General features: G+C 71.1%; 21 protein-coding genes. 13 read left to right on the top strand and 8 right to left on the bottom strand.

Annotated features, from left to right (window positions below):
- On the top strand, nucleotides 1–289 hold a 289-nt coding region (locus MFF26_RS24875; RefSeq protein ID WP_283207425.1), incomplete at its 5' end, for a transketolase C-terminal domain-containing protein.
- A gap of 90 nt (nucleotides 290–379) precedes the next feature.
- Here MFF26_RS24875 and MFF26_RS24880 read toward each other — a convergent pair.
- Nucleotides 380–988 (bottom strand): superoxide dismutase family protein, encoded by a 609-nt coding sequence (locus tag MFF26_RS24880; protein ID WP_137830032.1) that lies wholly within the window; start codon nucleotides 986–988, stop codon nucleotides 380–382.
- A gap of 320 nt (nucleotides 989–1,308) precedes the next feature.
- On the opposite strand from MFF26_RS24880, the gene MFF26_RS24885 reads away from it, so the two are divergent.
- The 3 genes from MFF26_RS24885 (at nucleotide 1,309) to MFF26_RS24895 (ending at nucleotide 4,732) form a co-directional block, all read left to right on the top strand.
- Entirely contained in the window at nucleotides 1,309–2,055 is a 747-nt protein-coding gene (locus MFF26_RS24885; protein ID WP_137830031.1) for a TlyA family RNA methyltransferase, read from the top strand.
- Nucleotides 2,048–3,307, top strand: a complete 1,260-nt coding sequence (locus MFF26_RS24890; protein WP_137830030.1) for a class I SAM-dependent RNA methyltransferase — start codon at nucleotides 2,048–2,050, stop codon at nucleotides 3,305–3,307. Before MFF26_RS24885 ends, MFF26_RS24890 begins: the two co-directional genes overlap by 8 nt.
- 345 nt (nucleotides 3,308–3,652) lie before the next feature.
- Entirely contained in the window at nucleotides 3,653–4,732 is a 1,080-nt protein-coding gene (locus MFF26_RS24895) for a sodium:calcium antiporter (RefSeq protein WP_137830029.1), read from the top strand.
- 243 nt (nucleotides 4,733–4,975) lie between these two features.
- Here the strand turns inward: MFF26_RS24895 and MFF26_RS24900 are convergent, their stop codons facing one another.
- Both MFF26_RS24900 and MFF26_RS24905 read right to left on the bottom strand, forming a co-directional pair.
- Nucleotides 4,976–6,274, bottom strand: a complete 1,299-nt coding sequence (locus MFF26_RS24900) for a glycosyltransferase family 61 protein (protein WP_137830028.1) — start codon at nucleotides 6,272–6,274, stop codon at nucleotides 4,976–4,978.
- 73 nt (nucleotides 6,275–6,347) lie between these two features.
- Nucleotides 6,348–7,076 carry an SOS response-associated peptidase gene (locus MFF26_RS24905; protein ID WP_137830027.1) on the bottom strand — a complete coding sequence of 243 codons (729 nt, stop codon included), beginning with the start codon at nucleotides 7,074–7,076 and terminating at the stop codon, nucleotides 6,348–6,350.
- 130 nt (nucleotides 7,077–7,206) lie between these two features.
- Between MFF26_RS24905 and MFF26_RS24910 the strand changes: the two genes are divergently transcribed.
- Nucleotides 7,207–8,436, top strand: a complete 1,230-nt coding sequence (locus MFF26_RS24910) for a GNAT family N-acetyltransferase (protein ID WP_137830026.1) — start codon at nucleotides 7,207–7,209, stop codon at nucleotides 8,434–8,436.
- An 8-nt stretch (nucleotides 8,437–8,444) separates the two neighbouring features.
- On the top strand, nucleotides 8,445–9,602 hold the full coding sequence (locus tag MFF26_RS24915) for a M20 aminoacylase family protein (protein WP_137830025.1): 1,158 nt from the start codon (nucleotides 8,445–8,447) through the stop codon (nucleotides 9,600–9,602).
- Between the two features lie 224 nt (nucleotides 9,603–9,826).
- On the opposite strand, the gene MFF26_RS24920 is transcribed toward MFF26_RS24915, so the two are convergent.
- Complete coding sequence (locus MFF26_RS24920; protein ID WP_137830024.1) at nucleotides 9,827–10,915, bottom strand: cation diffusion facilitator family transporter; 1,089 nt, start codon at nucleotides 10,913–10,915, stop codon at nucleotides 9,827–9,829.
- 241 nt (nucleotides 10,916–11,156) lie between these two features.
- Here MFF26_RS24920 and MFF26_RS24925 point away from each other — a divergent pair, with 241 nt between their 5' ends.
- Nucleotides 11,157–11,591, top strand: a complete 435-nt coding sequence (locus MFF26_RS24925; protein ID WP_137830023.1) for an HIT family protein — start codon at nucleotides 11,157–11,159, stop codon at nucleotides 11,589–11,591.
- 136 nt (nucleotides 11,592–11,727) lie between these two features.
- Here MFF26_RS24925 and MFF26_RS24930 read toward each other — a convergent pair whose 3' ends face one another.
- The 3 genes from MFF26_RS24930 to MFF26_RS24940 form a co-directional block, all read right to left on the bottom strand.
- Complete coding sequence (locus MFF26_RS24930) at nucleotides 11,728–12,150, bottom strand: PilZ domain-containing protein (RefSeq protein ID WP_137830022.1); 423 nt, start codon at nucleotides 12,148–12,150, stop codon at nucleotides 11,728–11,730.
- Between the two features lie 130 nt (nucleotides 12,151–12,280).
- Nucleotides 12,281–12,508 (bottom strand): hypothetical protein, encoded by a 228-nt coding sequence (locus MFF26_RS24935; RefSeq protein ID WP_137830021.1) that lies wholly within the window; start codon nucleotides 12,506–12,508, stop codon nucleotides 12,281–12,283.
- Between the two features lie 247 nt (nucleotides 12,509–12,755).
- Entirely contained in the window at nucleotides 12,756–14,816 is a 2,061-nt protein-coding gene (locus tag MFF26_RS24940) for an NAD(+) synthase (protein WP_171015485.1), read from the bottom strand.
- 424 nt (nucleotides 14,817–15,240) lie between these two features.
- Between MFF26_RS24940 and MFF26_RS24945 the strand changes: the two genes are divergently transcribed.
- From MFF26_RS24945 to xth, 5 genes are all read left to right on the top strand, one after another.
- Nucleotides 15,241–18,564, top strand: coding sequence for a DNA translocase FtsK (locus tag MFF26_RS24945; RefSeq protein ID WP_238308803.1), 3,324 nt, complete (start codon nucleotides 15,241–15,243; stop codon nucleotides 18,562–18,564).
- Nucleotides 18,565–18,817: 253 nt separating this feature from the next.
- On the top strand, nucleotides 18,818–19,774 hold the full coding sequence (locus MFF26_RS24950; protein WP_137830020.1) for a LolA family protein: 957 nt from the start codon (nucleotides 18,818–18,820) through the stop codon (nucleotides 19,772–19,774).
- A 223-nt stretch (nucleotides 19,775–19,997) separates the two neighbouring features.
- Nucleotides 19,998–21,725, top strand: coding sequence for a putative bifunctional diguanylate cyclase/phosphodiesterase (locus tag MFF26_RS24955; RefSeq protein WP_137830019.1), 1,728 nt, complete (start codon nucleotides 19,998–20,000; stop codon nucleotides 21,723–21,725).
- A 42-nt stretch (nucleotides 21,726–21,767) separates the two neighbouring features.
- The gene (locus MFF26_RS24960; protein ID WP_137830018.1) at nucleotides 21,768–22,211 is read left to right on the top strand and encodes a BLUF domain-containing protein; all 444 of its coding nucleotides are present in this window, start codon (nucleotides 21,768–21,770) and stop codon (nucleotides 22,209–22,211) included.
- A 70-nt stretch (nucleotides 22,212–22,281) separates the two neighbouring features.
- Complete coding sequence (xth, locus tag MFF26_RS24965) at nucleotides 22,282–23,091, top strand: exodeoxyribonuclease III (RefSeq protein WP_137830017.1); 810 nt, start codon at nucleotides 22,282–22,284, stop codon at nucleotides 23,089–23,091.
- Between the two features lie 182 nt (nucleotides 23,092–23,273).
- Here the strand turns inward: xth and MFF26_RS24970 are convergent, their stop codons facing one another.
- On the bottom strand, nucleotides 23,274–24,716 hold the full coding sequence (locus MFF26_RS24970) for an amino acid permease (protein WP_137830016.1): 1,443 nt from the start codon (nucleotides 24,714–24,716) through the stop codon (nucleotides 23,274–23,276).
- Between the two features lie 273 nt (nucleotides 24,717–24,989).
- Between MFF26_RS24970 and rpsO the strand changes: the two genes are divergently transcribed.
- Entirely contained in the window at nucleotides 24,990–25,259 is a 270-nt protein-coding gene (rpsO, locus tag MFF26_RS24975; RefSeq protein ID WP_137830033.1) for a 30S ribosomal protein S15, read from the top strand.
- The last annotated feature ends 119 nt before the right edge of the window (nucleotides 25,260–25,378 follow it).

The following is a 25,378-nucleotide window of genomic DNA, read 5'->3' on the forward strand; positions in this document are numbered from 1 at the left end:
TCTGGCGGGCAGCCACGAGGTTCTGGTGACGGTGGAGGAGGGCTCGGTCGGCGGGTTCGGGGCGATGGTCCTGCATCTCCTGGCCGAGCGGGGCGTGCTGGATGGGGGCGGTGTCCGGGTTCGGACGCTGACGCTGCCGGACAGCTACCAGGACCACGACAAGCCGGAGAAGATGTACGCCGAGGCCGGCCTCGACGCCGAAGGCATCCTCAAGGCGGTGCGCGCCGCGTTGCCGACGGGCGAGGTTGCGGCGCCCCGCGAGAGCACGGTCGTGACGCTCAAGCGCTGAGCCGCGCCGCGAACCCTCCCCCACCCAAGTCGGGCAAGCCCGACTTGAGAAAGCCCGAGATCGGAAGGGGGAGGGACGGCGTCGATCCCCTTACTTGATCACCGCGCAGGCGATGCGCGGACCCGCGCCGCCGATCGGCTGGGTGGTGTGGTCGTCCTCGTTGGCATGGACGATCAGCGCCGACCCGTCGCCGTCGCGCAGGCCGCCCTCGCCGGTCAGCGGGGTCTCGCTCGACACTTCCGCGTTCACCGAGCCGTCGGCGGCGGCGTAGACGTTGGGCAGATCGCCCTCGTCCGGACCGTCCGGATTGAGCAGGCCGTGCTTGCTCTGGTCGTGGTTCACGTGGGCCTTCGACTTCTCGAACTTCTCCGTGTCCGAGCAATCGCCGACCGCGTGGAAATGGATGCCGTGCCAGCCCGGAGGCAGGCCGCCGGCCTGGACCATCACGCGCATGACGAGGGAATTCGCCCCGTCGCGGATCATGATCTTGCCGATGGTCTCGCCCTTGCCATTGGTGATCGCGCTCTCGTAGGTCTGCGGGGCGGAGGCCTCCTCCTTAGGGGCATCCTTCGGAGCCTCCTTCGGGGCTTCCTTGGGTGCCTGCGCGAGGGCGGGCACGCACAGGGCCGCGAGCACGGAGGCGGCCAGCGGGATCCGGCGGCTGGCCCGCGCGGTGGCACACGTCTTGGGACCGCTCATCTTACCTCGCATGGGTCGTTCGTCTCCCTGGAGCGCTTTCCCACGATGGGGTCGCCGGTTTGGCGAAGGAAAGCGCGTACGATAACGATGGAGAGACGCCGATCCGAGCGTATCGGAGCCTCCCGTCGGCCGGCGCACGCGGCGCGGCCGCTTGTGACCTCGGGGGAACCGGATTATCCGGCCCCGATGCGGGCGGCGGGCCGCACCGCGTGATCGGCCCGTTCCAAGGTAAGGCGGCCGGGCCCGAGCGACAGGGGCGCGCCGACAACCGCCCTGACGATCCGCCCATCACGAAACTGCGGGGCCGCGAGAGGACGACGATGACGGGCGAACGTCTCCGCGCCGATCGGGTGCTGGTGGAGCGCGGCCATTTCCGCAGCCGGGCGCAGGCGCGGGCCGCGATCGAGGCGGGCCTCGTCTTCGTCGACGGCTGCCCGGTGACGCGCCCCTCCGCCCCGATCGGCGAGGGCGCGCGGATCGAGGCCGCTCCCGCCCACCCCTACGTCTCCCGCGGCGGCCTCAAGCTCGCCGCCGCCCTCGACGCGTTCGGGATCGACCCCGCCGGCCTGCCCTGCCTCGATGTCGGCGCCTCCACCGGCGGCTTCACCGACGTGCTGCTGCGCCGCGGCGCGGCCCATATCCATGCGGTCGATGTCGGGCGCGACCAGTTCGACGCCGCCCTGCGCGGCGATCCGCGGGTGAGCCTGCGCGAGGGGACCGACATCCGGGCGCTGGCGGCGGACGCGCTGGACCCCGCCCCGCTTCTCGCCGTCATCGACGTGAGCTTCATCGGCCTGCGCCTCGTCCTGCCGCCCGTGACCGGCCTCCTGACCGGCGCGGCGGCGCTGGTGGCGCTGATCAAGCCGCAATTCGAGGCCGGGCGCGAACGGGTCGGGCGCGGCGGCATCGTGCGCGATGCAAGCGTGCATGCGGAGGTCTGCGAGGCGGTGCGAACCACCCTCACCGATCTCGGTTTCACGATCCTCGGCCTGATCCCCTCCCCGGTCGAGGGCGGGGACGGCAACCGCGAATTTCTCATAGGCGCCCGGCGACCGCGTGATGTCTGAGACGGAAGAGACCCTGACGATCGCCCGGCTCGGTGCCCGCGGCGACGGAATCGCCGAGGACGGCCTGCTTGTGCCCGGCGCCCTGCCCGGCGAGCGGGTGCGGGTGCGCCGCGAGGCCCGGCACGGCGTCCTCGTCGCGGTCGAGACGCCCTCGCCCGACCGGATCGACCCGTTCTGCCCTTATTACGCGGCCTGCGGTGGCTGCGCCGTGCAGCATCTCGCCCCCGAGCCCTACGCGGCGTGGAAGCGCGGCATCGTCACCGGGGCGCTGGCCCAAGCACGGATCGAGACCGAGGTGGCGCCCCTGCTCGACGCCCATGGCGAGGGCCGGCGCCGGATCGTCCTGCATGTCCGCGAGATCGAGGGACGGGCGCGCGCCGGGCTGATGGCGGCCCGCAGCCACGCGCTGGTGCCCCTCGACCATTGCCCGATCACCGTGCCGGGTCTGCACCGGGCGCCCGCCGTGGCCGAAGCGCTGGCCGCGCCCCTCGGCCACGGGCGCAAGCCCCTCGACATGGCCGCCACGGCCACGGGGGCGGGGCTCGACGTGGACATCCGTGGCCACGGGCCGGTGAGCGAGGGCGTGCGCGGTGTCCTCACCCGCCTCGCGACCGAGCTCGATCTCGCCCGCCTGTCCCTCCATGGCGACGTGGTGGTGGAACGCCGCCTGCCCGCTCTCGGCGAGGGCCCCGCCCGGCGGGTGCCTCCGCCCGGCGGCTTCCTCCAGGCGACGGCGGCGGGCGAGGCGGCGCTCACCGCCCTGAGCCTCGCGCCGATGGGCAAGGCCAAGCGCGTCGCCGACCTGTTCTGCGGCAGCGGCCCCTTCGCCCTGGCGCTCGCGGCGAGCGGGCGGGAGGTCCACGCGGCCGAGGGTGAGGCGGCCTCGATCCAGGCCCTCATCCGCGCCTACCGGGCCGGGGCCGGCCTGTCGCAGATCACGGCGGAGGCCCGCGACCTGTTCCGCCGCCCCCTGCTCGGGCCGGAGCTCGACCGCCTCGACGCCATCGTGTTCGATCCGCCGCGGGCCGGGGCGGAGGCGCAGGCGAAGCGGATCGCCGAATCGAAGGTGCCGCTCGTCGTCGGCGTCGCCTGCGACGCCGGCACCTTCGCCCGCGACGCCGCCGTGCTGATCGGCGGCGGCTACCGGCTGGAGCGGGTGACGCCGGTCGATCAATTCGCCTGGTCGGGCCATGTCGAGCTGGTCGGCATCTTCCGCAAGGACGCGCGCAAGCCCCGCGGCCGGCTGCGCTGAGCGCTCAGCCGGGGGGGACAACTCGATCCGCTCGACCGTTCGAAGGTCCGCTTGGGTAGCCGCCGGACCTTAGTCTCTCGCCGCGAAGCGGACGTTCAGCCTGCGACACGATCCGGCCGTTTCAAGTTCCTGAAGGCGATGCCGCCCCAAGGGCGGACGTCGCTGCATCGGTCGCTTTTGACGCAAGCCCCATCGCAGCCCGGACTTGCTACGCGGGAAAGCAGGGTGAGGCCGGCGGTGAACAGCGAGCCCCGGATCCGCCTTTAGACCGATGGCTTCGAGGCTCGCGGCTCCTTCGCGCTCTGAGTGAGAGCGGCTCGGACCGACATACCCAAGGATTCTCCGATGCTCGCCTCCTGGTCGCTGCCGATGCTGCTTGTGCTGTTCGCGGGGGCGGCGGGCATCATCTGGTATGCCGGCATCAAGCTTTCGGACACCACCGACGTGCTGGCCAAGCGCCTCGGGCTCGGCGAGGCGCTTGGCGGGCTGATCCTGCTCGCCATCGCCACCAACCTGCCCGAGATCGCCATCACGGTGAGCGCCGCATGGCGGGGCAACCTCGGTATCGCGATCGGTAACCTGCTCGGCGGCATCGGCGTGCAAACCCTGGTGCTCGTGGCGCTCGATGCGTTCAGCGGGCGGGGCCGACGCCCACTCACCTACCGGGCCGCGAGCCTCTCGCTCGCGCTCGAAGGCACGCTGGTCGTGGCGGTGCTGATCATGGCCATCATGGCCAGCCGCCTGCCCGAGAGCTTGATCGTGCTACGGGTCGCGCCGGGCGGTCTCGCGATCGCGCTCGTATGGGTGCTGGGCATCTGGCTGATCGGGCGGACGCGCGGCGACCTCCCCTGGCATGCCCGGAATACGGCGGCGGAGGTGCAGAGCCGCCCGCAGGGCCATAGCCGAGCCCGGAAGTCGCAGCAGGCCGGAGCCGGGGGCCTGACGACGGCGCGCGCTGCCGCGGTCTTCGCGTTCGCAGCCCTGGCTACCCTGATCTGCGGCGTGGCCCTGGAGATGAGCGGTGATGCCATCGCAGACCGGATCGGGATGAGCGGCGTCCTGTTCGGCGCGACCGTGCTGGCGGCCGCGACCTCCCTGCCGGAACTCTCGACCGGACTCGCATCGGTGCGGCTCGGCGATGATAGGCTCGCGATCAGCGATATTTTCGGCGGAAACGCATTCCTGCCGGTGCTCTTCCTGCTGGCGACGGTGATCTCCGGTCGCGCCGCGCTGCCGCAGGCGCAAGACACCGACGTCTACCTCGCCGGCCTCGGCGTCTTGCTCACCTGCGTCTACATCGCCGGGCTGATCTTCCGTCCGCAGCGACGCGTGCTGGGCATGGGCATCGACTCGCTCGCGGTCCTCACCCTTTACATGATCGGCATCGCTGGCCTCTTCGCCATCGCGATGGCGCCCAGCCACTGATCACGCGCCGAGCGCGTGGAAGAGTGCATCAAGACACTGACGCTCTGGCTCGCCAGCGGCACGGAGCCTCTGCGGCGCTGATTATCGGCTCGGGTGCAAGGGTCCTTGGGCAGCGGATCGTCGCACATCCACCCGGCCCGGTCGTACATCTCCTTCCACCATTGGCCGGGACGCGGACCATCCAAACGTCCGCAACGGGTCGAAAGCGGGCCGGCGCATGGCCGAGCTGATTGGATTTCGATCTCAGGCCGGTGCCCGGCGGGCGCCCGGATCCCCCGCCTCCGCCAGGGCCGCCGCGAGATCGGCCGGATCGATCGTGAAGTCCTGCAGGAATTCCGGCGACCCGGAGGGCACCCGCGGGCCGTACACCGCGTGGTAGGCGAGCCCGTTGGCGACCGCGATCTCCCAGTAGAACGGATCCTCCCAGCCCTCCGGCACGAGGTGGATCACCGGGGTGCCCGGAGCGCAGAACACGGTGTTGGCCATGCCGGCCCCGGCGATGCCGACGACGATCTCGGCTTCGGCGAAGCGGATCGCCTGCTGGCGCGGGCTCAGCGATTCGGGGTCGATCACCGTGAAGCCGCGGCGGGCCAGCAGCGCGAGCACGCCGTCCCGCGAGACGAGCGCCCGGCCGCGACCCGGATGCCGGTCGACGAACAGACGTCGCCCAGGGGGCTGCCCGAGGCCCCGCCATCGCTGCCACAGGCGCGGCAGCAGCGTGCGGCGGCGGCCCTGCCGGCGCAGGAAGTGCAGGGAGTCCGGCGACTTGCGCTCGCAGGGCAGGGCGGAGGGCGTGGCGTGGTGGAGCCGGGCGAAATGGTAGCTCTTCGTCCAGTCGAGGAGGCGCAGGGTGAGGCCGGGCATGGTGCCGAGCACCAGCTTGACCGAGCGCGCCCGCGCGACGTCGATATGCGGCACGTAGGCGACGAGGGCGACCGTGATCGGCAGGCCGGGATGGCGCGCCCGCAGCATCGCCACGGCGCGCAGGCGCGGCACGTCGTCGATGAGCCAGTGGCCGTAATTGAACGAGCTGCCCGCGTTGAGGAGGAAGGTCAGCCCGTCCGCCCCGATGCTCTCGTCGCAGGGGTCCGCAACCGGCCCCGGCCCCGGGGCGACGTGGCGCTCCTGCGGGCGGGTGGTCTCGAACAGCACCCGCTTCCGCCCCTCTTCGAGGGTGAACAGCGCGTTGCCCGCGAGCCGGATGTCACGGGATTCCAGCAGCAGCGTCGGCGGCACCGGCGGGAAGCGCGCGGCGAGCCGCGCCCGCTGCGCCTCGCGGAAATCCGCGCCGCCGCCATGCAGGTGCGGCATGCCGGGATCGCGGGCGGGGCAGCCGGGGAACACCGTGCCGAGGACGCGGGTCCGGGCCGCGACCCGCCCCGACAGGCGCGCGAGGAGGTCCGCATCGCCGGCAAACCCGCCCTCGCCGTAGAGGAGCGAGGCATCGCAGGAGAGGACGAGATCGTCCTCGGTCAGGCCGGTCGGCGCCGCGGCCTGACCGGCCGGTTCCTCCGCCGCTCCCGTCCCCGCGATGCCCTGCATGCCGTCCCCTCGTCCGCGACGGCTCCGATAGCACGAAGCGGGACCGCGAAGCGCGTGGGGGTGGGTTGCCGGCTCAGAACAGCTCGCCCTGAACGGCCGCCGCCGGGGCGGCCGGCGCCGCGCGGCCTCGCCCGGCCGGCTCGATCAGCGCCGGGTCGTCGTGGCGGGTGCTGTTGACGCGCTCGTCCACGGGGTCGAGCCGCAGCCATTCGTCGGGGCAGGGCCGGCAGAGGCGGGCCGCCTCGGCGGCGTCGATCGCGGGGTCGAGCCAGGCATCGACCATCCCGGGCGCGAGGATCGTGGGCATGCGCTCGTGGATCGCGCTCAGGGTCCCGTTGGCCGAGCAGGTGACGATGGCCGCCGTATCGACCTCCGAGCCGTCGGCTCCGAGCCAGGGCTCCCACAAGCCGGCGAGCGCCATCGGCGCCCCGTCGGCCCGGCGCACGGCGAAAGGCTGCTTGAGCGCCTGCCGGCCGGTGCCCTCCCGGCGCCACTCGTAGAAGCCGTCGGCGAGGAAGACGCAGCGGCGATAGCGCAACGCGCCGCGAAAGGCCGGCTTCTCGCCCGCGGATTCGATGCGGGCGTTGAACAGCACCGGAAAGCCGTTGGGATCCTTGAGCCAGGACGGCCACAGCCCCCAGCGCATGAGCCGGAAATGCCGGGCACCGCGCTCGGCCAGGACCACCGGCACGGGCTGAGTCGGGGCGACGTTGAAGCGGCCGGGAAAATTCGGCGTCTCCGGATAGCCGTAGGCCGCGCGATAGACCTCCGGGGGCTGGCCGATGAAGAAGCGTCCGCACATGCGCCGATCTGGGGCGCGCAGGGGTCGCGGATCAAGGTGTGCCGCACCGTGCCTCACAGGAAGCCGCGCCGGAACCGGACCGACCATATGTCCCGTTGCGCCGCGCCGCCGCGGCGCTAGGTTGGCGGCCATGACATCCCCCGCGACGGCGACCGGCTCAGAGCCCGCCCTGCACGTGCGGGCCGTGCCGGGTCTTGCCCGGTTCGACGCCGCCGAGTGGGACGCCTGTGCCACCTCCCCCGAGACCCTCTCGGCCGGTGACGAGACCTTCAACCCGTTCGTCTCCCACGCCTTCCTCTCGGCGTTGGAGGAATCGGGCTGCGTCTCCCGCCGCACCGGCTGGCTGCCGCTGCATGTGCGCGTCGAGCGCGACGGCCGCCTCGTCGGCGCGGCGCCCTGCTATCTGAAATCCCACAGCCAGGGCGAATACGTGTTCGACCACGGCTGGGCCGACGCCTACCAGCGGGCCGGGGGCAGCTACTATCCCAAGCTCCAGGTCAGCGTGCCCTTCACCCCCGTGACCGGCCCGCGCTTCCTGATCGCGCCGGGCGAGGACCCCGATACCGCTGCCGCCGCCATCGTCGCGGGCCTGCGGGCCCTGCGCGAGGAGACGCAGGCCTCCTCGGTCCACGCCACCTTCCTGCGCGCGCGCGAATCGGAACAGGCCGAAGCTCTGGGCATGCTGCCGCGCCTCGACCAGCAGTTCCACTGGCTCAACGAGGGCTACGCGACCTTCGACGACTTCCTCTCGGCGCTGGCCTCGCGCAAGCGCAAGGCGATCAAGCGCGAGCGGCGCGACGCCCTGGCCTCCGGCATCACCATCGCGCACCGGACCGGCGCCGATATCACGGAGGCCGATTGGGACGCCTTCTACGCGTTCTACCAGGACACCGGCGCCCGCAAATGGGGCCGGCCCTATCTCAACCGGCGCTTCTTCTCGCTGATCGGCGAAAGGATGGCCGAACGCATCCTGCTCGTCATCGCCTCGCAGGGCGGGCGGCCGATCGCCGGGGCGATCAACTTCATCGGCGACACGGCCCTCTACGGGCGCAACTGGGGCTGCCTCGAGGACCATCCGTTCCTGCATTTCGAGGTCTGCTACTATCAGGCGATCGATTTCGCGCTCGCCCGCGGCCTCAAGCGGGTCGAGGCCGGCGCCCAGGGCGAGCACAAGCTCGCCCGCGGCTATCGCCCGGTGCCGATGCATTCCGCCCACGATTTCGCCGATGCGGGCCTCGGCCGCGCCGTCGGCGACTATCTGGAGCGGGAGCGCCGCGCCGTGCGCGAGGCCATCGACGAATATGCGCAGATGTCGCCGTTCCGCCGTGGCGGACCGGAGGGCGAGGACATAGGAGCATGAGCGCGGGAATGAGCCCGATCGACCGCATCCGCAGCTACGCGGACGAACTGACCGCCCTCCGGCGCGATCTCCACGCCCATCCCGAGATCGGCTTCGAGGAGGTGCGGACCTCGGGCATCGTCGCCGCGCATCTCGAACGCTTCGGCATCGAGGTCCATCGGGGCCTCGGCAAGACCGGCGTCGTCGGCATCCTTCAGGGACGGCCGGGTCCGCGCCGGATCGGGCTGCGCGCCGACATGGACGCCCTGCCGATCACCGAGGAGACCAACCTCCCCTACCGCTCGACGATCCCCGGAAAGATGCATGCCTGCGGGCATGACGGGCACACGACCATGCTGGTCGGCGCCGCCCGCTACCTCGCCGAGACCCGCGATTTCGACGGCACCGCCGTGTTCGTGTTTCAGCCGGCGGAGGAAGGTCTGGGCGGGGCCCGCGCGATGATCGCCGACGGGCTCTTCGAGAAATTCCCCGTCGACGAGATCTACGCGCTCCACAATGCGCCGCAGGGGCCGCACGGGGTGTTCCAGACCCGAACCGGGCCGATGATGGCGGCGGCCGATTTCTTCGACATCCGCATCACCGGACGCGGGGCGCATGCGGCGATGCCGCAGCAGGGCATCGACCCGATCGTCGTCGCGACCGGGCTCGCCCAGGCGATGCAGTCGATCGTCAGCCGCAACAGCGATCCGCTCAAGGCCGCGGTGGTCTCGATCACGCAGATCCATGCGGGCGCGGCCTACAATGTCATCCCCGAGAGCGCGCATCTCGCCGGCACCGTGCGCACCTTCGATGCCGGTCTGCGCAAGCTCGTGGGCCAGCGCATCCGCGAATTGGCCGAAGGATTCGCCGCCGCCTACGGCGCCACCATCGCGGTGGATCTGCGCGACGTGTTCTCCGTGCTCGACAACAGTGCCGAGCAGGCGAAGGCGGCGGCTGAGATCGCCGCCGAGCTGTTCGGCGCCGACAAGGTCGATGCCAATACGGTGCCCCGCATGGGCAGCGAGGATTTCGCCGACATGGTCGCCGCCGTGCCCGGCGCCTATGCTTGGCTCGGCGCAACCCCGGGCCCCGGCCTGCACAATGCGAGCTTCGATTTCGACGACAGCCTGATCCCGATGGGCGCGGCGTATCTGGCGCGGGTGGTGGAGCGGCGGGCGCGGCTGTGAGCCGCGCGCGCCTCGACCGAACGAGGCGCCCTTCCCCATCTTTGGGCAATCGGAGGTGGGGCGGATGAGGCGGATGGCCGTGCCTCCGCCCGTCCCTCGATCCTTTGAGCTGTCCGATCGGGAGCCGGAACGCGTGCCCTTCCCGGCTCCGTCGGAGCGATACCGGCGTCTGAAGCCGGCCGTCGCTTTCCGAGCTTGAGACGGAGGCGCCGTGCCCGGGGGGGTCAGGCCGGCACGGCCGAGCCGGGCGGAGCCGCCTCCGGGCCGGTCGGCGCGGGCGCCTTTCCTGCCACCGGCGTCACGGGATTCTTCGTCGAATCCTTGTCCGCAGTTTTGGTCGCATCCTTGTCCGCATCCGAGGGCGCCATCGTCGACGCGTGCGCCTTGCGGTCCTGGATCTCGATGAACACCCGTTTCACGTCCGGGCTCTTCGCCTTGATGCGCTGCTCCAGCCGCGCCACCGTCTGCTCGACCTCGCCCGCGGGGATCTCGTCGGCGAAATCGAGGCTGAGATTCACGAGGATGTCGGAGGGGCCGAGATGCTGCGTCAGGACTTCGTTGACGTGGCGCACCGCCCGCTCCTCGCGCACCGCCGCGTCGATGGCGCGGACCACCTCCGGGTCGGCGGCCTCGCCGATCAGCAGGCCGTGGGTTTCGAGCATCAGGAAGATCGACATGCCGATCAGCACGACGCCGATGCCGATCGAGGCCCAGCCGTCGAGCACGGGCATGTCGAGGACATGCGCGGCGACCACGCCCGCCATGGCGATGACGAGGCCGATCAAAGCCGCCACGTCCTCGACCAGGATGGTGTAGAGCGACGGGTCCTTGCTGCGCTGAATTGCGGTGATCGCGGCGCGGTTGCCCTTCTCGGCCCAGAACGCCTTCACTGCCACGAAGCAGGAATACCCCTCGGCCAGGATCGCGAAGCCGAGGATCGAGACGTTCACCCAGAAGCCCGACAGGGGAATGCCGAACAGGCTCGCATCGGCGGCGGGTTCGGGATGCTGGATCTTGTGAGCGCCCTCGTAGATCGCGAAGATGCCGCCGCCGAGGAAGATGAACAGGGCGACGATGAAGGCGTAGAAATAGACCTCGCGCCCGTAGCCGAACGGATGCTTGGCATCCGCCGGCTTGTTCGCCCGCTTGAGGCCGACCAGCAGCAGGATCTGGTTGGCGGTGTCGACCAGCGAATGCGCGCCCTCCGCCAGCATCGCGGTCGAGCCGGTGAGGAAGGCGCCGACGAATTTCGCCGCCGCGATGGCGAGGTTGGCCCCCGCCGCCGTGTAGATCGCACTCGTGCTCTCGGCCATGCTCGCGCTCCCGTTCGGCGCACCGGAAGCGTCGCCGTCGTCACGGGGCACTCAACGCGCGCATCGGCCGCAAGGTTCGCCGCACAATTTTCGGGATGATTTTTCGCAGTCGACGCAGCGGGCCCGCCCGTGCAACGTGGTCAGCGAATTAAGGCCGCGCGCGGAGCATGCCGCGCGAAGCCTCGAGCCCGCGGAGGCGGGCGCCGGCGCGGCAAGGCCCGGCACAAACCCGAGGAGCCCGATGACGCCGTCCTACGACCCCGACAACATCTTCGCCAAGATCCTGCGGGGCGAGATCCCCGCCCACAAGGTCTACGAGGACGAGCATACCCTGGCCTTCATGGACGTGATGCCCCAGGGCGAGGGTCACACCCTGGTGATCCCCAAGGCGCCGAGCCGCGGCCTGCTCGATGCCGAGCCGGCGACGCTCGCCGCGCTCATTGCGAGCGTGCAACGGGTCGGGCGCGCGGTGAAGAAGGCCTTCCAGGCCGACGGACTCACCGTGTTCCAGTACAACGAGCCGGCGGGTGGGCAGACGGTGTTCCATCTGCATGTCCACCTCATCCCGCGCCGCGAGGGCGTGCCGCTGAAGCGGCACGAGGGCGGCATGGCCGACAACGCCGTCCTGGCCGAGCATGCCGCGCGCATCCGCGCCGCTCTGGACGCGGCGGTCTGAGGCCGAGACTCTCGACCCGGCGGGGCACGCCCGAGCGGCCTGCGGCGGGGATCATCCCGGAGCCCCGCCGGGTGAGGCTTCCTCCGAACGCTTGCAGGCCGGAAAACCGGCGGTGACCGATCCGCGGCGGAAGACGTCAGGCCGCGCTGGCGGTCTGATCTCCCCCGGCCTTGGATGCGCCCACCGTCCCGAGGAGCGAGCGGAGGGTCGCGTTCTCGGATTCCAGCTCGGCGATCCGGCGCAGCAGGAGGTTGATGGAGGCGTCGGGCAGGGGAGCCGCTGCCTCGGGGGGCGCGACCGGCTTGCGCTGGTCGGCGAAGGCGATCCCCACCGAGTTGTCGCGCCGCCAGCGCAGGGTCGCGCGGAAGGTCTCTTCCTTCTGCGCGATGTAGAGGTCGAACACCTCGGGCAGGGTGCTGGTTTCGCTCAGCTCCAGCCGTGCGCCGGCCTCCGACAGGTCGCGGATCAGGCAGTCCATCGAGGCTGCGCCCTTGTTGAAGAGAATACGCCCTTTCAAGAACGTGCGCTTGCGGACGTCGTGGCGCTGTTCACTCGTCATCCTGTCGGCCTCCGGCCCCGACTGTTCCGGAGAGCGTAGTCCGGCAGCTCTTAAGGAAAGCTCGACGGAATAGGCGACTCGGGCGGGCCTCGCCGCACGGGGCCCGATGCCGGGGCAGGGGCGTCCCGCGTCAGGACGCCCGCTCGTCGAGGGACTGGAACAGGTAGAAGCCGTTGAAGCGCACGGCGGTGGCGGCGGCGCGGTCGTCGAAGCCGGGCGGGGCATCTTTTGCCGCTTCGATCTTGCCGCCGAAGGTCCAGCGGCGCCCGCCGACGAAACGCGGCACGGCATGGCTCTCCGGCACGGCGCAGCAGAGAGCCTCGCCACCCTTCCGCCGGAACACGTTGTAGCTGCGCATCGGGTGAGCCTCCGCTTCGCCGCATCGGACGGTTGCGATAGCCAGTCAATCGGACTGGTTTGTGTCCGCAATCTCACTTCGGATGCGGCGGAGACCGGTGCGTGCGCGGGCGCACGGGGCGAGCGCCCGGTGGAACCCTGTGCGGCCATCCTTTGCGCGGTGTCCGAGGAGGGGCGGGATCCATTCGGTTTCCCGCGTCCGTGTCAGGCCATGTCCGTGCCGATCAGGTCCGAGGGCGGCCTCCGTCTCACGCCGTCGGAACGTTCCGCTCCAACTCGTCGAGCCACGCCCGCGCGCTCGAATCGGAGGGCGCGCGCCAGTCGCCCCGCGGGGAGAGGGCGCCGCCCGCCGAGACCTTCGGGCCGTTGGGCAGCGCCGAGCGCTTGAACTGGCTGAAGCGGAAGAAGCGGTCGAGGAACACGCCGAGCCAGCGCCGGATCACCGGCAGGTCGTAGGCCACGCGCTTGGCCTCCGGGAAATCCGGCGGCCAGTCGCCGGCGGCGGCGTCCCCCCAGGCATGCAGCGCCAGGAAGGCGATCTTCGACGGCGCGAAACCGTGGCGCAGGGTGAACCAGAGATTGAAGTCCTGGAGCGCGTAGGGGCCGATCTTGGCTTCGGTGCTCTGGGGGCCCTCGCCTTCCGAGGCCGGCACCAGTTCCGGCGAAATCTCGGTGTCGAGCACGGCCCGCAACGTGCGGTTCTCCTCCGCGCCGAACTGGCCGGAGGCGATGACCCAGCGGATCAGGTGCTGGATCAGCGTCTTGGGCACGCCCGCATTGACGCCGTAATGGCTCATCTGGTCGCCAACGCCGTAGGTGCTCCAGCCGAGCGCCAGCTCCGACAGGTCGCCCGTGCCGATGACGATGCCGCCGTGCTGGTTGGCGAGCCGGAACAGGTAGTCGGTGCGCAGACCCGCCTGCACGTTCTCGAAGGTGACGTCGTAGACCGCTTCGCCCCGGCCGTAGGGATGGCCCATATCGGTCAGCATCTGCCGGGCGGCGGGGCGGATGTCGATTTCCGCGAAGGTCGTGCCGAGCGCCCGCATCAGGGCGAAGGCGTTGGTCTTGGTCTCGTCCGAGGTGGCGAAGCCCGGCAGCGTGTAGGCCAGGATGTTGCTCCGCGGCAGGCCGAGCCTGTCGAAGGCTTTCGCCACCACGATCAGCGCGTGGGTCGAATCGAGCCCGCCCGAGACGCCGATCACCGCCCGCTCGGTGCCCGTGGCGGCCAGCCGCTGGGCAAGGCCCGCGACCTGGATGTTGTAGGCCTCGTAGCAATCCTGGGCGAGGCGGGCCGGATCGGAGGGCACGAAGGGGAAGCGCTCGACGCGCCGCCGCAATCCGAGATCGCCCGCGGGCGGTTCGAGCCGGAATGTGACGGTGCGGAACGGCGCCTCGGCCCGCGCCCGCGCATTGTCGTCGAGGCTGCCGGCTTGGCGCCGCTCCTGGGTCAGCAGGTCGAGGTCGATATCGGCGAGCGTCGCCACGGGGCCTTCGGCGAAGCGTGCGCCTTCCGCCAGCCGCACGCCGTTCTCGTCGATGCTGGTCTGCCCGTCCCAGGACAGGTCGGTGGTCGATTCGCCCGTGCCGGCGGCGGCGTAGACGTAGGCGCACAGGCCCCGCATCGAGGCGGCACGGGTGAGAAGCTCGCGGGAATCGGCCCGGCCCACGGTGATCGGGCTGCCCGAGGGGTTGGCGATGACGGTGGCGCCCGCCAGCACCGCCTCCATTCCGGGAGTCTGCGGCACCCACAGATCCTCGCAGATCTCGATTGCCAGCCGGAAGCCCGGCACGTCCTCGGCGGAGAACAGCAGGTCGGTGCCGAACGGCGCCTCGATTCCGGCGACCGGGATCATCTCGGCCCGAAGCCCCGCGCCGGAGGCGAAGTGGCGTTTCTCGTAGAACTCCCGGTAGTTCGGCAGGTAGCTCTTCGGCACGACGCCGAGCAGCCGTCCACCATGGATCGCCAGGGCGGTATTGTAGACCCGGTGGCGCCAGCGCAGGGGCGCGCCGACCACGAGGAGCGGAGTGAGCCCGGCGCTCGCCGCGACGAGGCGCGCGATGCCCGCCTCGACCGCGTCGAGGAGGGCGGTCTGCAGGAACAGGTCCTCGATGGCGTAGGACGACACGCAGAGTTCGGGGAAGACGGCGAGCGTCGCACCGGCGTCGTGACACTCCCCCGCCAGGGCCAGGATCGCCGCGACATTGGCCGCCGGATCGCCCGGATGGCTGCGCCCGGTGCAGGCCGCGACCCGGGCGAAGCCGTGGGCGTAGAGGGAGCGGAAGGTTTTGGGCTCGGGGCTCTGGCTCACCGGATCTCGACGCTCGCCTTGGGCTAGCGTCCGCCACAGCAAAGGGCGGAACGCATGCTGAAACAGGACCTTGGCTTCGTATCCTCAACCTTGCTGACAAGGCCGGAAGGCCGAGGGGCCGGCCGGGACAGACAGGGGCAGACTTCACCGCCAAGGGGCCAACCGTCCACGAGGATATCCGGTTCGGACGCCCCGTGCACCGCGCCTGCGGGACGGTGGTCGCGCGGGGAGGGCAAGCGTTCGTTAACGACGATCCGCCTAACTGGAGCCGAACCGCTCCAGGGGGAGCCGGACCTTGTTTCGAGTCATCTCACAGATCATGCGCGCTTCGGGACGGCCTCCGTATTCCCATCGAGATCCGTCGCGGCCGAGCCGCGGCGGCGACCGCCTGGACCTGTCGGCGGGCGGCCTCGCCCACCGGCTGATGAACCTGCGGGCCAACCTCGCCCGGCGCCTCGTCGGCGCGCCGCCGGCCCCGCCGCGGGCCTTGCCGCGGGCGCTGCCGCACCCGCTCGCTCCCTCGTCCGGCTATGGCGCCGATCCGGCCCTGCCCGGCCCGGACGGGTTCGAGGCCGGGGCGATGCCGAGCTGGCTCGTGCCGCCGGGGGCGATGCTCGGCCGCGCCACCGCCGCAGCGGCTTCCCCGCAGCCCGCACGGCAACCCTGGGACCAGCAGGCTGAGGCCACTTTCGACATGTCTGCACCGGCCCATTCCTACGAGCCCGACGCGCTCCACGCCGAGCCGGCCTTCGAGAGCCGGATCGATGCCCGCGCCTCCGGACCCGGCGTCCTCGTGCGCACGCCGCGGCGCCCCGCCGCGATCGCCCCCGAGGGGGCGGCGGTGCCGGCGGTCCACGCCCTGCAGCAGGGGCTCGCCCAGGCGATGCCGCAGCTGAACCCCGAACCCGCCGTACGGTTCACCCGCACCCCCGATCCGGTCCTGATGGAGCGTCGCCGCCGGGCGATGGAGGCCGAGCGCGAGGCGCAGGCCCGCGCCCAGGCCTTGCTCGATGCCCAGATCGCCGCCCAGGAGGCCGCCGAGGCCGCGGCGCGGGAGGCCGAGCAGGCGCATCTGGCCGCCATCGAGGCCGCCGAGCGCGAGGCGGCCGAGGCCACGGCGCGGGCGGAGGAATCCGCCCGGGCGCTCGCCGCGCAGACCGTGGACGCCGCCTCGGACCTGCCGAGCTGGCGCCGCCCGTTCGTGCCGCCGCCGGGTGTGCGCTTCTTCCGCACCCCCGACCGCCGCCCCAAACCCGCCGAGCCGGTTCCCGTCGCCGCCCCGATCGAGGCCGCCGAGATCGCGCCCGAGCCGGAGCCCGTGACGATCGAGATGTCGGCCGAGATTTCGGTGCTGTCCGCCGAGACCGCCTTCGACGCGCCCTTCATCCCGCCGGTCCCGGCCGAGCCGTCCGACTGGGCGGACGTGCCCGACTGGTCGGAGCTGCACGGCTGGTTCGGTCCGGGCGAGGCGTCTACCCCCGTCCAGCACACCGCCGAGCCGCAGGTGCTCGAGATTCCGGTCGTCGCGGCTCCGGTGGACGAGACGCCCGTCTTCGCCGCCCCGGTGGCCGAGGTTGCCGCTGCGTCCGCCGAGCGGCCCGCCTTCCTGGCCGCCCCGCGCCGCCGGCTCCACGCCATGGCGGCCCGCGCCGCGATCTTCCCCGCCGACGCGTTCGAGGCCTGGAGCGGCCCCGCCTTCGTGCCGGCCGAGGCGCCCGCCGCCCTCGCTGCGACTTCGTTCGCACCCGTCTCCTATGCATCCGCCTCGGCGCCGGTTGAGGCAGCCCCCTCCCCTGCTCCGCAGCCCGCAGCGGTCGCGGCGCCCGCTCCGCAGACGCCCGTCCAGCCGGCGGCAACGCTGCCGCCCCTGACGATCCCCGCCCGCCCGGTCCTGCTGCGCAGCAAGGCCGCGCCCGTCGCCGACGAGGCCGCCGAGGAGGCCGAGGCGATCGCGGAGGCCTTCGAGGCGCCCGCTCCGGAGGCGGCCCCCGAGCCGGTCTTCGAGGCGGCGGTTCTCGCCCCCCTGCCCTCCGCCGAGGGGGAGAACCGGCCGCGGGCGATCCTGCCCGAGCGTCCGACCCTGATTCCGGCGGGCCGGCATCTGGAGATGACCTTCGTCGGCAATGCCGACTACGCCCTGCCCTCGCTGGAGCTGCTCGCCGAGCCGCCGCTTCCCGACGGCGAGGAGGTCGATGCGGACGAACTCGAACAGAACGCCCTCAACCTCCAGCAGACCGTGCAGGATTTCGGCGTCCGCGGCGACATCCTCGCCGTCCGCCCCGGCCCGGTCGTCACCCTCTACGAACTGGAGCCCGCGCCCGGCACCAAATCGAGCCGCGTCATCGGCCTGTCGGACGACATCGCCCGCTCGATGTCCGCCGTCTCCGCCCGCGTCGCCGTCGTCCCCGGCCGCAACGTGATCGGCATCGAGCTGCCGAACCAAGTGCGCGAGACCGTGTATCTCCGCGAGCTCCTGGCCTCGGTCGATTTCGTCGACACTAAGCACAAGCTCGCCCTGTGCCTGGGCAAGAACATCGGCGGCGAGCCGATCATCGCCGACCTCGCCCGCATGCCGCACCTGCTGGTGGCCGGCACCACCGGCTCGGGCAAGTCGGTGGCCATCAACACCATGATCCTGTCGCTGCTCTATCGGCTGAAGCCGGAGGAGTGCCGCCTGATCATGGTCGATCCCAAGATGCTGGAACTGTCCGTCTATGACGGCATCCCGCACCTGCTCTCCCCCGTCGTCATCGACCCGAAGAAGGCGGTCATCGCCCTCAAATGGGCCGTGCGCGAGATGGAGGAGCGCTACAAGAAAATGTCGAAGATCAGCGTGCGCAACATCGACGGGTACAATGCCCGGATGAAGGAGGCGCGCGAGCGGGGCGAGATCATCACCCGCACGGTCCAGACCGGCTTCGACCGCACCACCGGCGAGGCGGTGTTCGAGGAGCAGGAGATGGACCTCTCCGCCCTCCCCTACATCGTGATCGTGGTCGACGAGATGGCCGACCTGATGATGGTGGCGGGCAAGGACATCGAGGGGGCGATCCAGCGTCTGGCGCAGATGGCGCGGGCGGCGGGCATCCACCTGATCATGGCGACGCAGCGTCCGAGCGTGGACGTGATCACCGGCACGATCAAGGCGAACTTCCCGACCCGGATCTCCTTCCAGGTGACGAGCAAGATCGACAGCCGCACGATCCTGGGCGAGATGGGCGCGGAGCAGCTGCTGGGCCAGGGCGACATGCTGTTCATGGCCGGCGGTGGGCGCACGACCCGCGTGCACGGGCCGTTCTGCTCGGACAGCGAGGTCGAGACGGTGGTGGCGCATCTGAAGCGCCAGGGCCGGCCTTCCTACCTCGAGGCCGTCACCGCCGATGACGGCTCGTCCGACCAGCCGGAGAAGCCCGCCAAGGGCTCGAAGGCGGCCAAGGTCGAGAAGGACGATTTCGCCGAAGTCGAGGAGGCCGAGGCTCCGGTCTTCGACATCAGCGCCTTCGCGGCGAGCGCGGGGGCCGAGGGTGGCGAGCTCTACGAGCAGGCCATCGCCGTGGTCCTGCGCGACCGCAAGGCCTCGACGAGCTACATCCAGCGCCGCCTCCAGATCGGCTACAACCGCGCCGCTTCGATCATGGAGCGGATGGAGATCGAGGGGATCGTCGGGCCGGCCAACCATGCGGGCAAGCGCGAGATCCTGGTCGAGGGCCTCGCCGGGGCGCCGTCCGGCGGCTACGACGACGAGTGACATCCGACAGCCCGCCCCGGTCCGACGGTATCGGATCGGGGCGGGCTCCCGGTCTTTGACGGGCCGCGCATTCCCTCGACGCACCGGTCCCGCTTCGTCGGAATGCGCGCCTGAACCCGGCCCCCGTCGCATATTCGCCACAGGGGCCGGCTCTATCGCAGATCAGGATTTTCGGAGGCGCCGCCAGGCCGACGCCTCCGCACCGGGACGGCCCACACCGCGCGCGCCCGCAGCTTTCGGAGATGCCCACACGATGACTGGCCGACGCTTCCGCCCCGCCGCCGGTCCGCTGCTCGTGATGGCTGCTCTGGCGCTTCCGCCGCAGCCGGCCCACGCGCAGGTCTCGTCCTTCCTCGACGGCCTGTTCGGCCGCAAGGAGGAGCCGCCGGCCCCGCCCGCAGCCCCCGCACCCGAGCCGGAGCCCGCTCCCGCGGCGCCGGCCAAGAAAGCGGACAAGGCGGCCAAGCCCGCCAAGGACACCGCAAAGGACAAGGCGGCGACGACCGACAAGGCCCAGGAGAAGACCGGCAGCATCAAGGCGACGGCGACCAAGCCCGGCGCGCCCGCGGCGGCGGCGCCCGCCGGCACCCGCGTCGCGGCGGTCGGCGCGCCGAATCTCGGTGCCAGCCTGCAGGACGCCGACCCGGCCCAGATCGTGGCCGGGGCCAACGCCTACTTCAACAGCTTCCAGACGCTGACCGGCTCGTTCATCCAGATCGGCGCCGACGGGCGGCGCATCGGCGGCAAGCTCTCCCTGGTCAAGCCCGGGCGCCTGCGCTTCGAGTACGATCAGCCCTCGCCGCTCGAAGTGGTGGCCGACGGCACGTCGGTCGCGGTGCGCGATCGCAAGCTCAACACCCAGGATCTCTACTTCATCTCGCAGACGCCGCTGAAATTCCTGCTGCGCGAGAAGATGGACCTCGCCCGCGACCTCACGGTCACGGAGGTGACGAACGATCCGGGCGGCGTGCGGATCGCGCTGGAGGACCGCTCGACGCTCGGCGGCACCTCGAAGATCCAGCTCTATTTCGACGCCGAGATGAAGACCCTGTCGCAGTGGCGGATCACCGATCCGCAGGGCTACCTCACCACGGTGCAGCTTTCCAATCTTCAGAAGGGCAAATCGGTCGACCCGTCCTTGTTCTTCATCAATTACGGCCGTTCCGAAGACAAGGCGATCCAGCGTCAGATCCAGGGGCAGAATCCCTGACGATTCTGGGGCGGCCGTGGCATTGGCCGCTCATAACATGTGCTGTCTTCTATTTGGGATGTCACATAGGTTGGTTTAAAGCGCTTGCCCGCGTGCCGAAAACTTCGGATGGCGTCGCTCTCTGCTGAGTTGAAGCGCAGGACTTAACACTCCATTCGCATCTTGGCCGCCCAATGGGGTCGCCGCCCCTTCAGGCGGCCTCATCGAGATGCGATCTGGCCGCATGCCCGCTTCCTCCGCCGCGACGATTCCCGCCCTCGGTCCGTTCGAGGCGGCCCTGGCCGAGATGGCCACCCCCCTGCTCCTGCTCGACGCGGGCGGGACCGTCACCTTCGCCAATGATCACGCCGCAATCCTGTTCGCGGGCGCCGTCACGGTGGGTTCCAGCCTCGCCACTCTGCTCGCCGCGCCCGAGGTGGGGACGGATCGCGGTGCCGAACGGCTGGGGCGGAGCGCCTTGACCGAGGCCCTGACCGCCCGTCGTCCGACCCGGGAGCGACTCGCTCTCGAAGGCGGGCGCCTCGTCGAGGCGGCGCTCGCTCCCCTCTCCACCGGCGGCTTCGCCCTCACCTTCGACGACGTCACCGAGCATCTGCGCAGCGCGGCCCTGGCCCGGCTGGAGCCGCTCACCGGTCTGTGCAACCGCGTCGAGCTGCACGACCGCCTGAGCGCCGCGGTCGCGGCGGCCGAGGAGGCCGGCGCGCCGCTGGCCGTGCTGATGCTCGATCTCGATCGGTTCAAGGCGGTCAACGACACCCTCGGTCATCCGGTCGGCGACGCGCTCCTGCGCAAGGTCGCCGAGCGCCTGCGCAACGCCGCCCGCCGGGACGACGTGATCGCCCGCCTCGGCGGCGACGAATTCGCCATCCTGCAGGTCGGTCAGGTCGGGGCCGACCAGCCGCTGGCGGCCGAGGCCCTGGCCAATCGCCTCGTCGATCTCGTCGGGCGCACCTACGTCCTCGACGGTCAGATGCTCAATGTCGGCGTCAGCGTCGGCATCGCCCTGTTTCCCGACGACGGACGTCTCCCCGACGACCTCCTGAAGCATGCCGACCTCGCCCTCTACCGCGCCAAGGCGGACGGGCGCGGCACCTACCGCTTCTTCGAGCCGGCGATGAACGCGGCGGTGCAGGCGCGCCGCAGCCTGGAGATCGACCTGCGCCGGGCGCTCGCCCTCAAGCAATTCACCCTCGTCTTCCAGCCGCAGATCCGGCTGGAGACCGGCGAGGTCTCGGGCTTCGAGGCGCTGCTGCGCTGGCACCATCCGGAGCGGGGACTGATTTCGCCCGCCACCTTCATTCCGCTCGCCGAGGAGATCGGCGTCATCGTCGGCATCGGCGAATGGGCCCTGCGCACCGCCTGCCGCGAGGCGGCGCGCTGGGCGCAGCCGGCCTCGATCGCCGTCAACCTGTCCCCGATCCAGTTCCGTGGCGGCAAGCTCGTCGAGACGGTGACGCTGGTGCTCGCCCAGACCGGCCTCGACCCCGCCCGCCTCGAACTGGAGATCACCGAGGGCGCCCTCCTCGACGACACGGACGGCGTGCTGACCGTGCTGAACGGCCTGCGCCATCTCGGCGTGCGGATCTCGATGGACGATTTCGGCACCGGCTACTCGTCGCTCAGCTATCTGCAGAAATTTCCCTTCGACAAGATCAAGATCGACCAGTCCTTCGTGCGCGGCATGGCGGGCAGCGCCGAGTGCGGCGCGATCGTGCGGGCCATCGCCCGGCTGGGCGCCAGCCTCGGCATGCGCACCACCGCCGAGGGCGTCGAGACCGCCGACCAGCTCGACGCGATCCGGGCGGAGGGCTGCACCGAAGTCCAGGGCTACCTCACCGGCCGGCCGATGCCGGCCTCCGAGGCGTTCGCCCTGCTCGGCGCGGGCGCGCACGTTTCCGATCCCCCCGTTTCCGACGTCGTTCCCGCTGAGGCCCTCGTCCCTGCTGCCTGATTCCGCCCCTCCGCCGATCCGATCCCGAGCTCCGAGCCCACCATGACCGACGATCTGCGCCGCCTCGTCTATTACAGCCGCAACCGCACTTCCGGTGCGTCCGGGGGGATGGACGGCACGATCCGTTCCATCCTCGCCGCGAGCCGGGTCAACAATGCCCGCGTCGGCGTCACCGGTGCGCTGATGTTCAATGCCGGCTGCTTCGCCCAGGTGCTGGAAGGACCGAGTGCGGCGGTGGAGGCCACCTTCGAGCGCATCCAGCAGGACGAGCGCCACGGCGAGGTCTCGCTCCTGGCCTACGACGCCGTCGAGGCGCGCCTCTTCACCGAGTGGTCGATGGCCTATGTCGGCGCGTCGAAGGCCGATGCCGACCGCTACGGCGACGTCGCCGATGCCAGCGGCTTCGATCTGTCCCGCATGACCGGCGACCGGCTCTGCGCCGTGCTCCACCGCCTCGCCCTGGAAGAGGAGGCGGCCGCGGCCTGACCGCGGCGGTTCCGGATTCGCCCGGGGTCGGCTATCGGAGCGGCTCCGATCCGCTCCTCAGGCAGTCCCCGTGCGCCTCACCGTCACGACCTGGAACATCAACTCGGTGCGGCTGCGCATCGAGTCCGTGCTGCGATTCCTTAAAACGGTGCAGCCCGACGTCCTGTGCCTCCAGGAGACGAAGTGTCCGGACGAGCTGTTCCCGCTCAAGGCGTTCGAGGGCAGCGGCTACGAGAACATCGTGTATGCCGGCCAGAAGGGCTATAACGGCGTCGCCATCCTCTCGCGCTTTCCCCTGCTGACCCGCGACGTGATGAGCTTCTGCGGCAAGCCGGATGCGCGCCACATCTGTGCGGCGCTCGGACCCGAGGCGGGACCGGCGGCGGGGTTCGTGCTGCACGATTTCTACGTGCCCGCCGGGGGCGACGTCCCCCATCGCGACCTGAACCCGAAATTCGCGCACAAGCTCGACTTCCTGCAGGAGCTGCGCGCCTGGGGCGGGCGCCGGGTGTCCGGCCCCGCGATCCTGGTCGGCGACCTCAACGTCGCGCCGCTGGAGCACGACGTGTGGTCGCACAAGCAGCTCCTCGACGTGGTGAGCCACACCCCCGTCGAGACCGAGGCGCTGGAGACCCTGCGGGGCGAGGCCGGCTGGATCGACGCCGCCCGCCTCCTCACGCCGGAACCGGAGAAGATCTACACGTGGTGGAGCTACCGCTCCCCCGATTGGGCCGCGGCCAACAAGGGCCGGCGCCTCGACCATGCCTGGGTCTCCCCCGATCTCGCCGGCACGGTGCGCCAAGTCGAGGTGTTTCGCGAGGCCAGGGGCTGGGACAAGCCCTCCGACCATGCGCCGGTGACGCTGACGCTCGCATTGTGACGGGGAACGCGGGGGGCCTCTCCGGCATTGGACCTGCAACCGAACAATCCGAACGGAGACAAGCCCCGCATGCGTGGCATCCTGCGCCAGATCCTCGTCGTCTTCCTGCTGCCCAAGGCCATCGCCTGGGTTCGCCGCCGCTACGGCGGGGGCCGCCATGCGGCGGGCCCGCATCACCGCTCCTACTGAGTGTCTCCGGCCCGGATCCCGCGATCCGGGCCGTTTCGATTCCGGCTCCGGCCGTAGCCGAACCAGATCGCCAGCCCCACGGCCAGCCAGCCCGCGAGCCGCAGCCACGTGTCGCCCGGCAGGCTCGCCATCAGGGCGAGGCAAGCGACCATTCCCAGCACGGGCACGATCGCACCGCCCGGCACCCGGAACGGCCGCGGGCGTTCCGGTTCGGTGCGGCGCAGGATCAGGACGCTGGCGCAGACCAGCATGAAGGCCAGCAGCGTGCCGATGCTGACGAGTTCGCCGAGCACGTCGATCGGCACCAGCGCCGCGACCAGCGCGGTGGCGAGCCCGATCAATCCCTGCGACGCCCAAGGCGTCCGCCAACGCGGATGCACGCGGGCAAACAAGTCGGGCAGCATGCGGTCGCGGGCCATGGCGTAGAAGATGCGGGCCTGCCCGTAGAGGGCGGTGAGCGTGGCGGTGGTCAGCCCCAGCAAGGCCCCGACCTTGATGGCGAGCGCGAAGCCGGTGAGTCCGGTGGCGTCGATCGCCTTGGCGATCGGATCCGGCACCGCGAGTTCCCGGTAGGGCACGAGGCCGGTCAGCACGCCCGCGACCGCGATGTAGAGCAGGCTCGTGACGACGAGCGCGCCGATGATGCCGATGGGTGCGTCGCGCTGCGGATTGCGGGTCTCGCCCGCGGCCGTGGCGATGGTCTCGAAGCCGACATAGGCGAAGAACACCACGCCGGCCCCCCGGAACACCCCGCTCCAGCCGAAGGTGCCGAACGCGCCCTCGTTCGGCGGCACCAGCGGCGACCAGAGTTCGGGCCGCAGATGCGCTGCGCCGATCCCGACGAAGGCCAGGATGATCGCCACCTTGAGGGCGACCAGGGCCGCATTGACCCGCGACGCACCGCGGTTGCCCGCGATCAGCAGCGCGGTGAGGGCCAGCACGATGCCCGCCGCGGGCAGGTTCACGATCCCGCCCTCCCCCGGCGCGGCGGCGAGCGCCGCCGGCAGGTGCAGGCCCGCATCCGCCGTCAGGCTCTGGGCGTAGCCCGACCAGCCGACCGCGACGGTGGCGGCGGCCAGCGCGAATTCGAGCACGAGGTCCCAGCCGACGATCCAGGCCGGCAGCGCCCCGAAGGTCGCCCGCGCGTAGGAATAGCTCGACCCTGCCACCGGCATCATCGCGGCCAGTTCCGCGTAGCAGAGGCCCACGAGCCCGCTGGCGATGCCGCCGAGCACGAAGGACAGCATCAGGCCGGGTCCGGCGTAATGGGCCGCCGCCGTCCCGGTCAGCACGAAGATGCCGGCGCCCACGGTCGCACCGACGCCGATGCAGACGAGGCCGAAGGCGGTGAGATTGCGGGCGAGGTCCGGCTCCTCGGACCGCGCCGCGGCGAGATCGGCGATGCGCGCGGGCGCGGTGGTGGGGGTGTCGGCCATACGGTCCGTCTGTTCCGCCTCGATGTCCCGCCTCACCAAGCAAATTCCGCGGCAGGGCGCATCGGCCATGGCCGGAACGCCGGACGCCTCTGGCGCTTCCCACGGTTTCGTGTATGGTCCGCCCCGCCTCGACCCGGCTGACGGGCGGGGCTTGTGCCGCTTGCGGCTGACCGTGCTGGACGACATCCCGGCACCGGCCCGACCGCGAGCTTCGAGCGCCTGAGTCCGTTGCGGGCGGCGTTCCCGACCAAATCCCACCTGAAAGGCAAGCCGATGTCGATCACGGCCGAGCGCAAGACCGCGCTCATCAAGGAATACGCCCAGGGCGGCAAGGACACCGGTTCGCCGGAGGTCCAGATCGCGCTGCTCACCGAGCGGATCACCAACCTGACCGCCCACTTCAAGACCCACGGCAAGGACAACCATTCCCGCCGCGGCCTCCTGAAGCTGGTCTCGCAGCGCCGCTCGCTGCTCGACTACCTCAAGCGCAAGGAAGAGGGCCGCTACCGCTCCCTCATCGAGCGCCTCGGCATCCGCCGCTAAGAGGTTCGACCCACACCGCGCGGCCCGATCGGGCCGCGTTTCACTTGGGACCGTCCGGGCATGGGGCTCGGCCGGTCCGCAAGGGCGGCTTCGAGGCGCGAGGCGCCAGGGCAGGATCG

This window comes from Methylorubrum suomiense (assembly GCF_022179765.1).
GTDB lineage: Bacteria > Pseudomonadota > Alphaproteobacteria > Rhizobiales > Beijerinckiaceae > Methylobacterium > Methylobacterium suomiense.

What these genes read in the sequence shown, in the direction of transcription:
- MFF26_RS24880 (WP_137830032.1), bottom strand. Translation starts at nt 988, where the DNA reads ATGAGCGGTCCCAAGACGTGTGCCACCGCGCGGGCCAGCCGCCGGATC.
- MFF26_RS24885 (WP_137830031.1), top strand. Translation starts at nt 1,309, where the DNA reads ATGACGGGCGAACGTCTCCGCGCCGATCGGGTGCTGGTGGAGCGCGGC.
- MFF26_RS24890 (WP_137830030.1), top strand. Translation starts at nt 2,048, where the DNA reads ATGTCTGAGACGGAAGAGACCCTGACGATCGCCCGGCTCGGTGCCCGC.
- MFF26_RS24895 (WP_137830029.1), top strand. Translation starts at nt 3,653, where the DNA reads ATGCTCGCCTCCTGGTCGCTGCCGATGCTGCTTGTGCTGTTCGCGGGG.
- MFF26_RS24900 (WP_137830028.1), bottom strand. Translation starts at nt 6,274, where the DNA reads ATGCAGGGCATCGCGGGGACGGGAGCGGCGGAGGAACCGGCCGGTCAG.
- MFF26_RS24905 (WP_137830027.1), bottom strand. Translation starts at nt 7,076, where the DNA reads ATGTGCGGACGCTTCTTCATCGGCCAGCCCCCGGAGGTCTATCGCGCG.
- MFF26_RS24910 (WP_137830026.1), top strand. Translation starts at nt 7,207, where the DNA reads ATGACATCCCCCGCGACGGCGACCGGCTCAGAGCCCGCCCTGCACGTG.
- MFF26_RS24915 (WP_137830025.1), top strand. Translation starts at nt 8,445, where the DNA reads ATGAGCCCGATCGACCGCATCCGCAGCTACGCGGACGAACTGACCGCC.
- MFF26_RS24920 (WP_137830024.1), bottom strand. Translation starts at nt 10,915, where the DNA reads ATGGCCGAGAGCACGAGTGCGATCTACACGGCGGCGGGGGCCAACCTC.
- MFF26_RS24925 (WP_137830023.1), top strand. Translation starts at nt 11,157, where the DNA reads ATGACGCCGTCCTACGACCCCGACAACATCTTCGCCAAGATCCTGCGG.
- MFF26_RS24930 (WP_137830022.1), bottom strand. Translation starts at nt 12,150, where the DNA reads ATGACGAGTGAACAGCGCCACGACGTCCGCAAGCGCACGTTCTTGAAA.
- MFF26_RS24935 (WP_137830021.1), bottom strand. Translation starts at nt 12,508, where the DNA reads ATGCGCAGCTACAACGTGTTCCGGCGGAAGGGTGGCGAGGCTCTCTGC.
- MFF26_RS24945 (WP_238308803.1), top strand. Translation starts at nt 15,241, where the DNA reads ATGAACCTGCGGGCCAACCTCGCCCGGCGCCTCGTCGGCGCGCCGCCG.
- MFF26_RS24950 (WP_137830020.1), top strand. Translation starts at nt 18,818, where the DNA reads ATGACTGGCCGACGCTTCCGCCCCGCCGCCGGTCCGCTGCTCGTGATG.
- MFF26_RS24955 (WP_137830019.1), top strand. Translation starts at nt 19,998, where the DNA reads ATGCCCGCTTCCTCCGCCGCGACGATTCCCGCCCTCGGTCCGTTCGAG.
- MFF26_RS24960 (WP_137830018.1), top strand. Translation starts at nt 21,768, where the DNA reads ATGACCGACGATCTGCGCCGCCTCGTCTATTACAGCCGCAACCGCACT.
- MFF26_RS24970 (WP_137830016.1), bottom strand. Translation starts at nt 24,716, where the DNA reads ATGGCCGACACCCCCACCACCGCGCCCGCGCGCATCGCCGATCTCGCC.
- rpsO (WP_137830033.1), top strand. Translation starts at nt 24,990, where the DNA reads ATGTCGATCACGGCCGAGCGCAAGACCGCGCTCATCAAGGAATACGCC.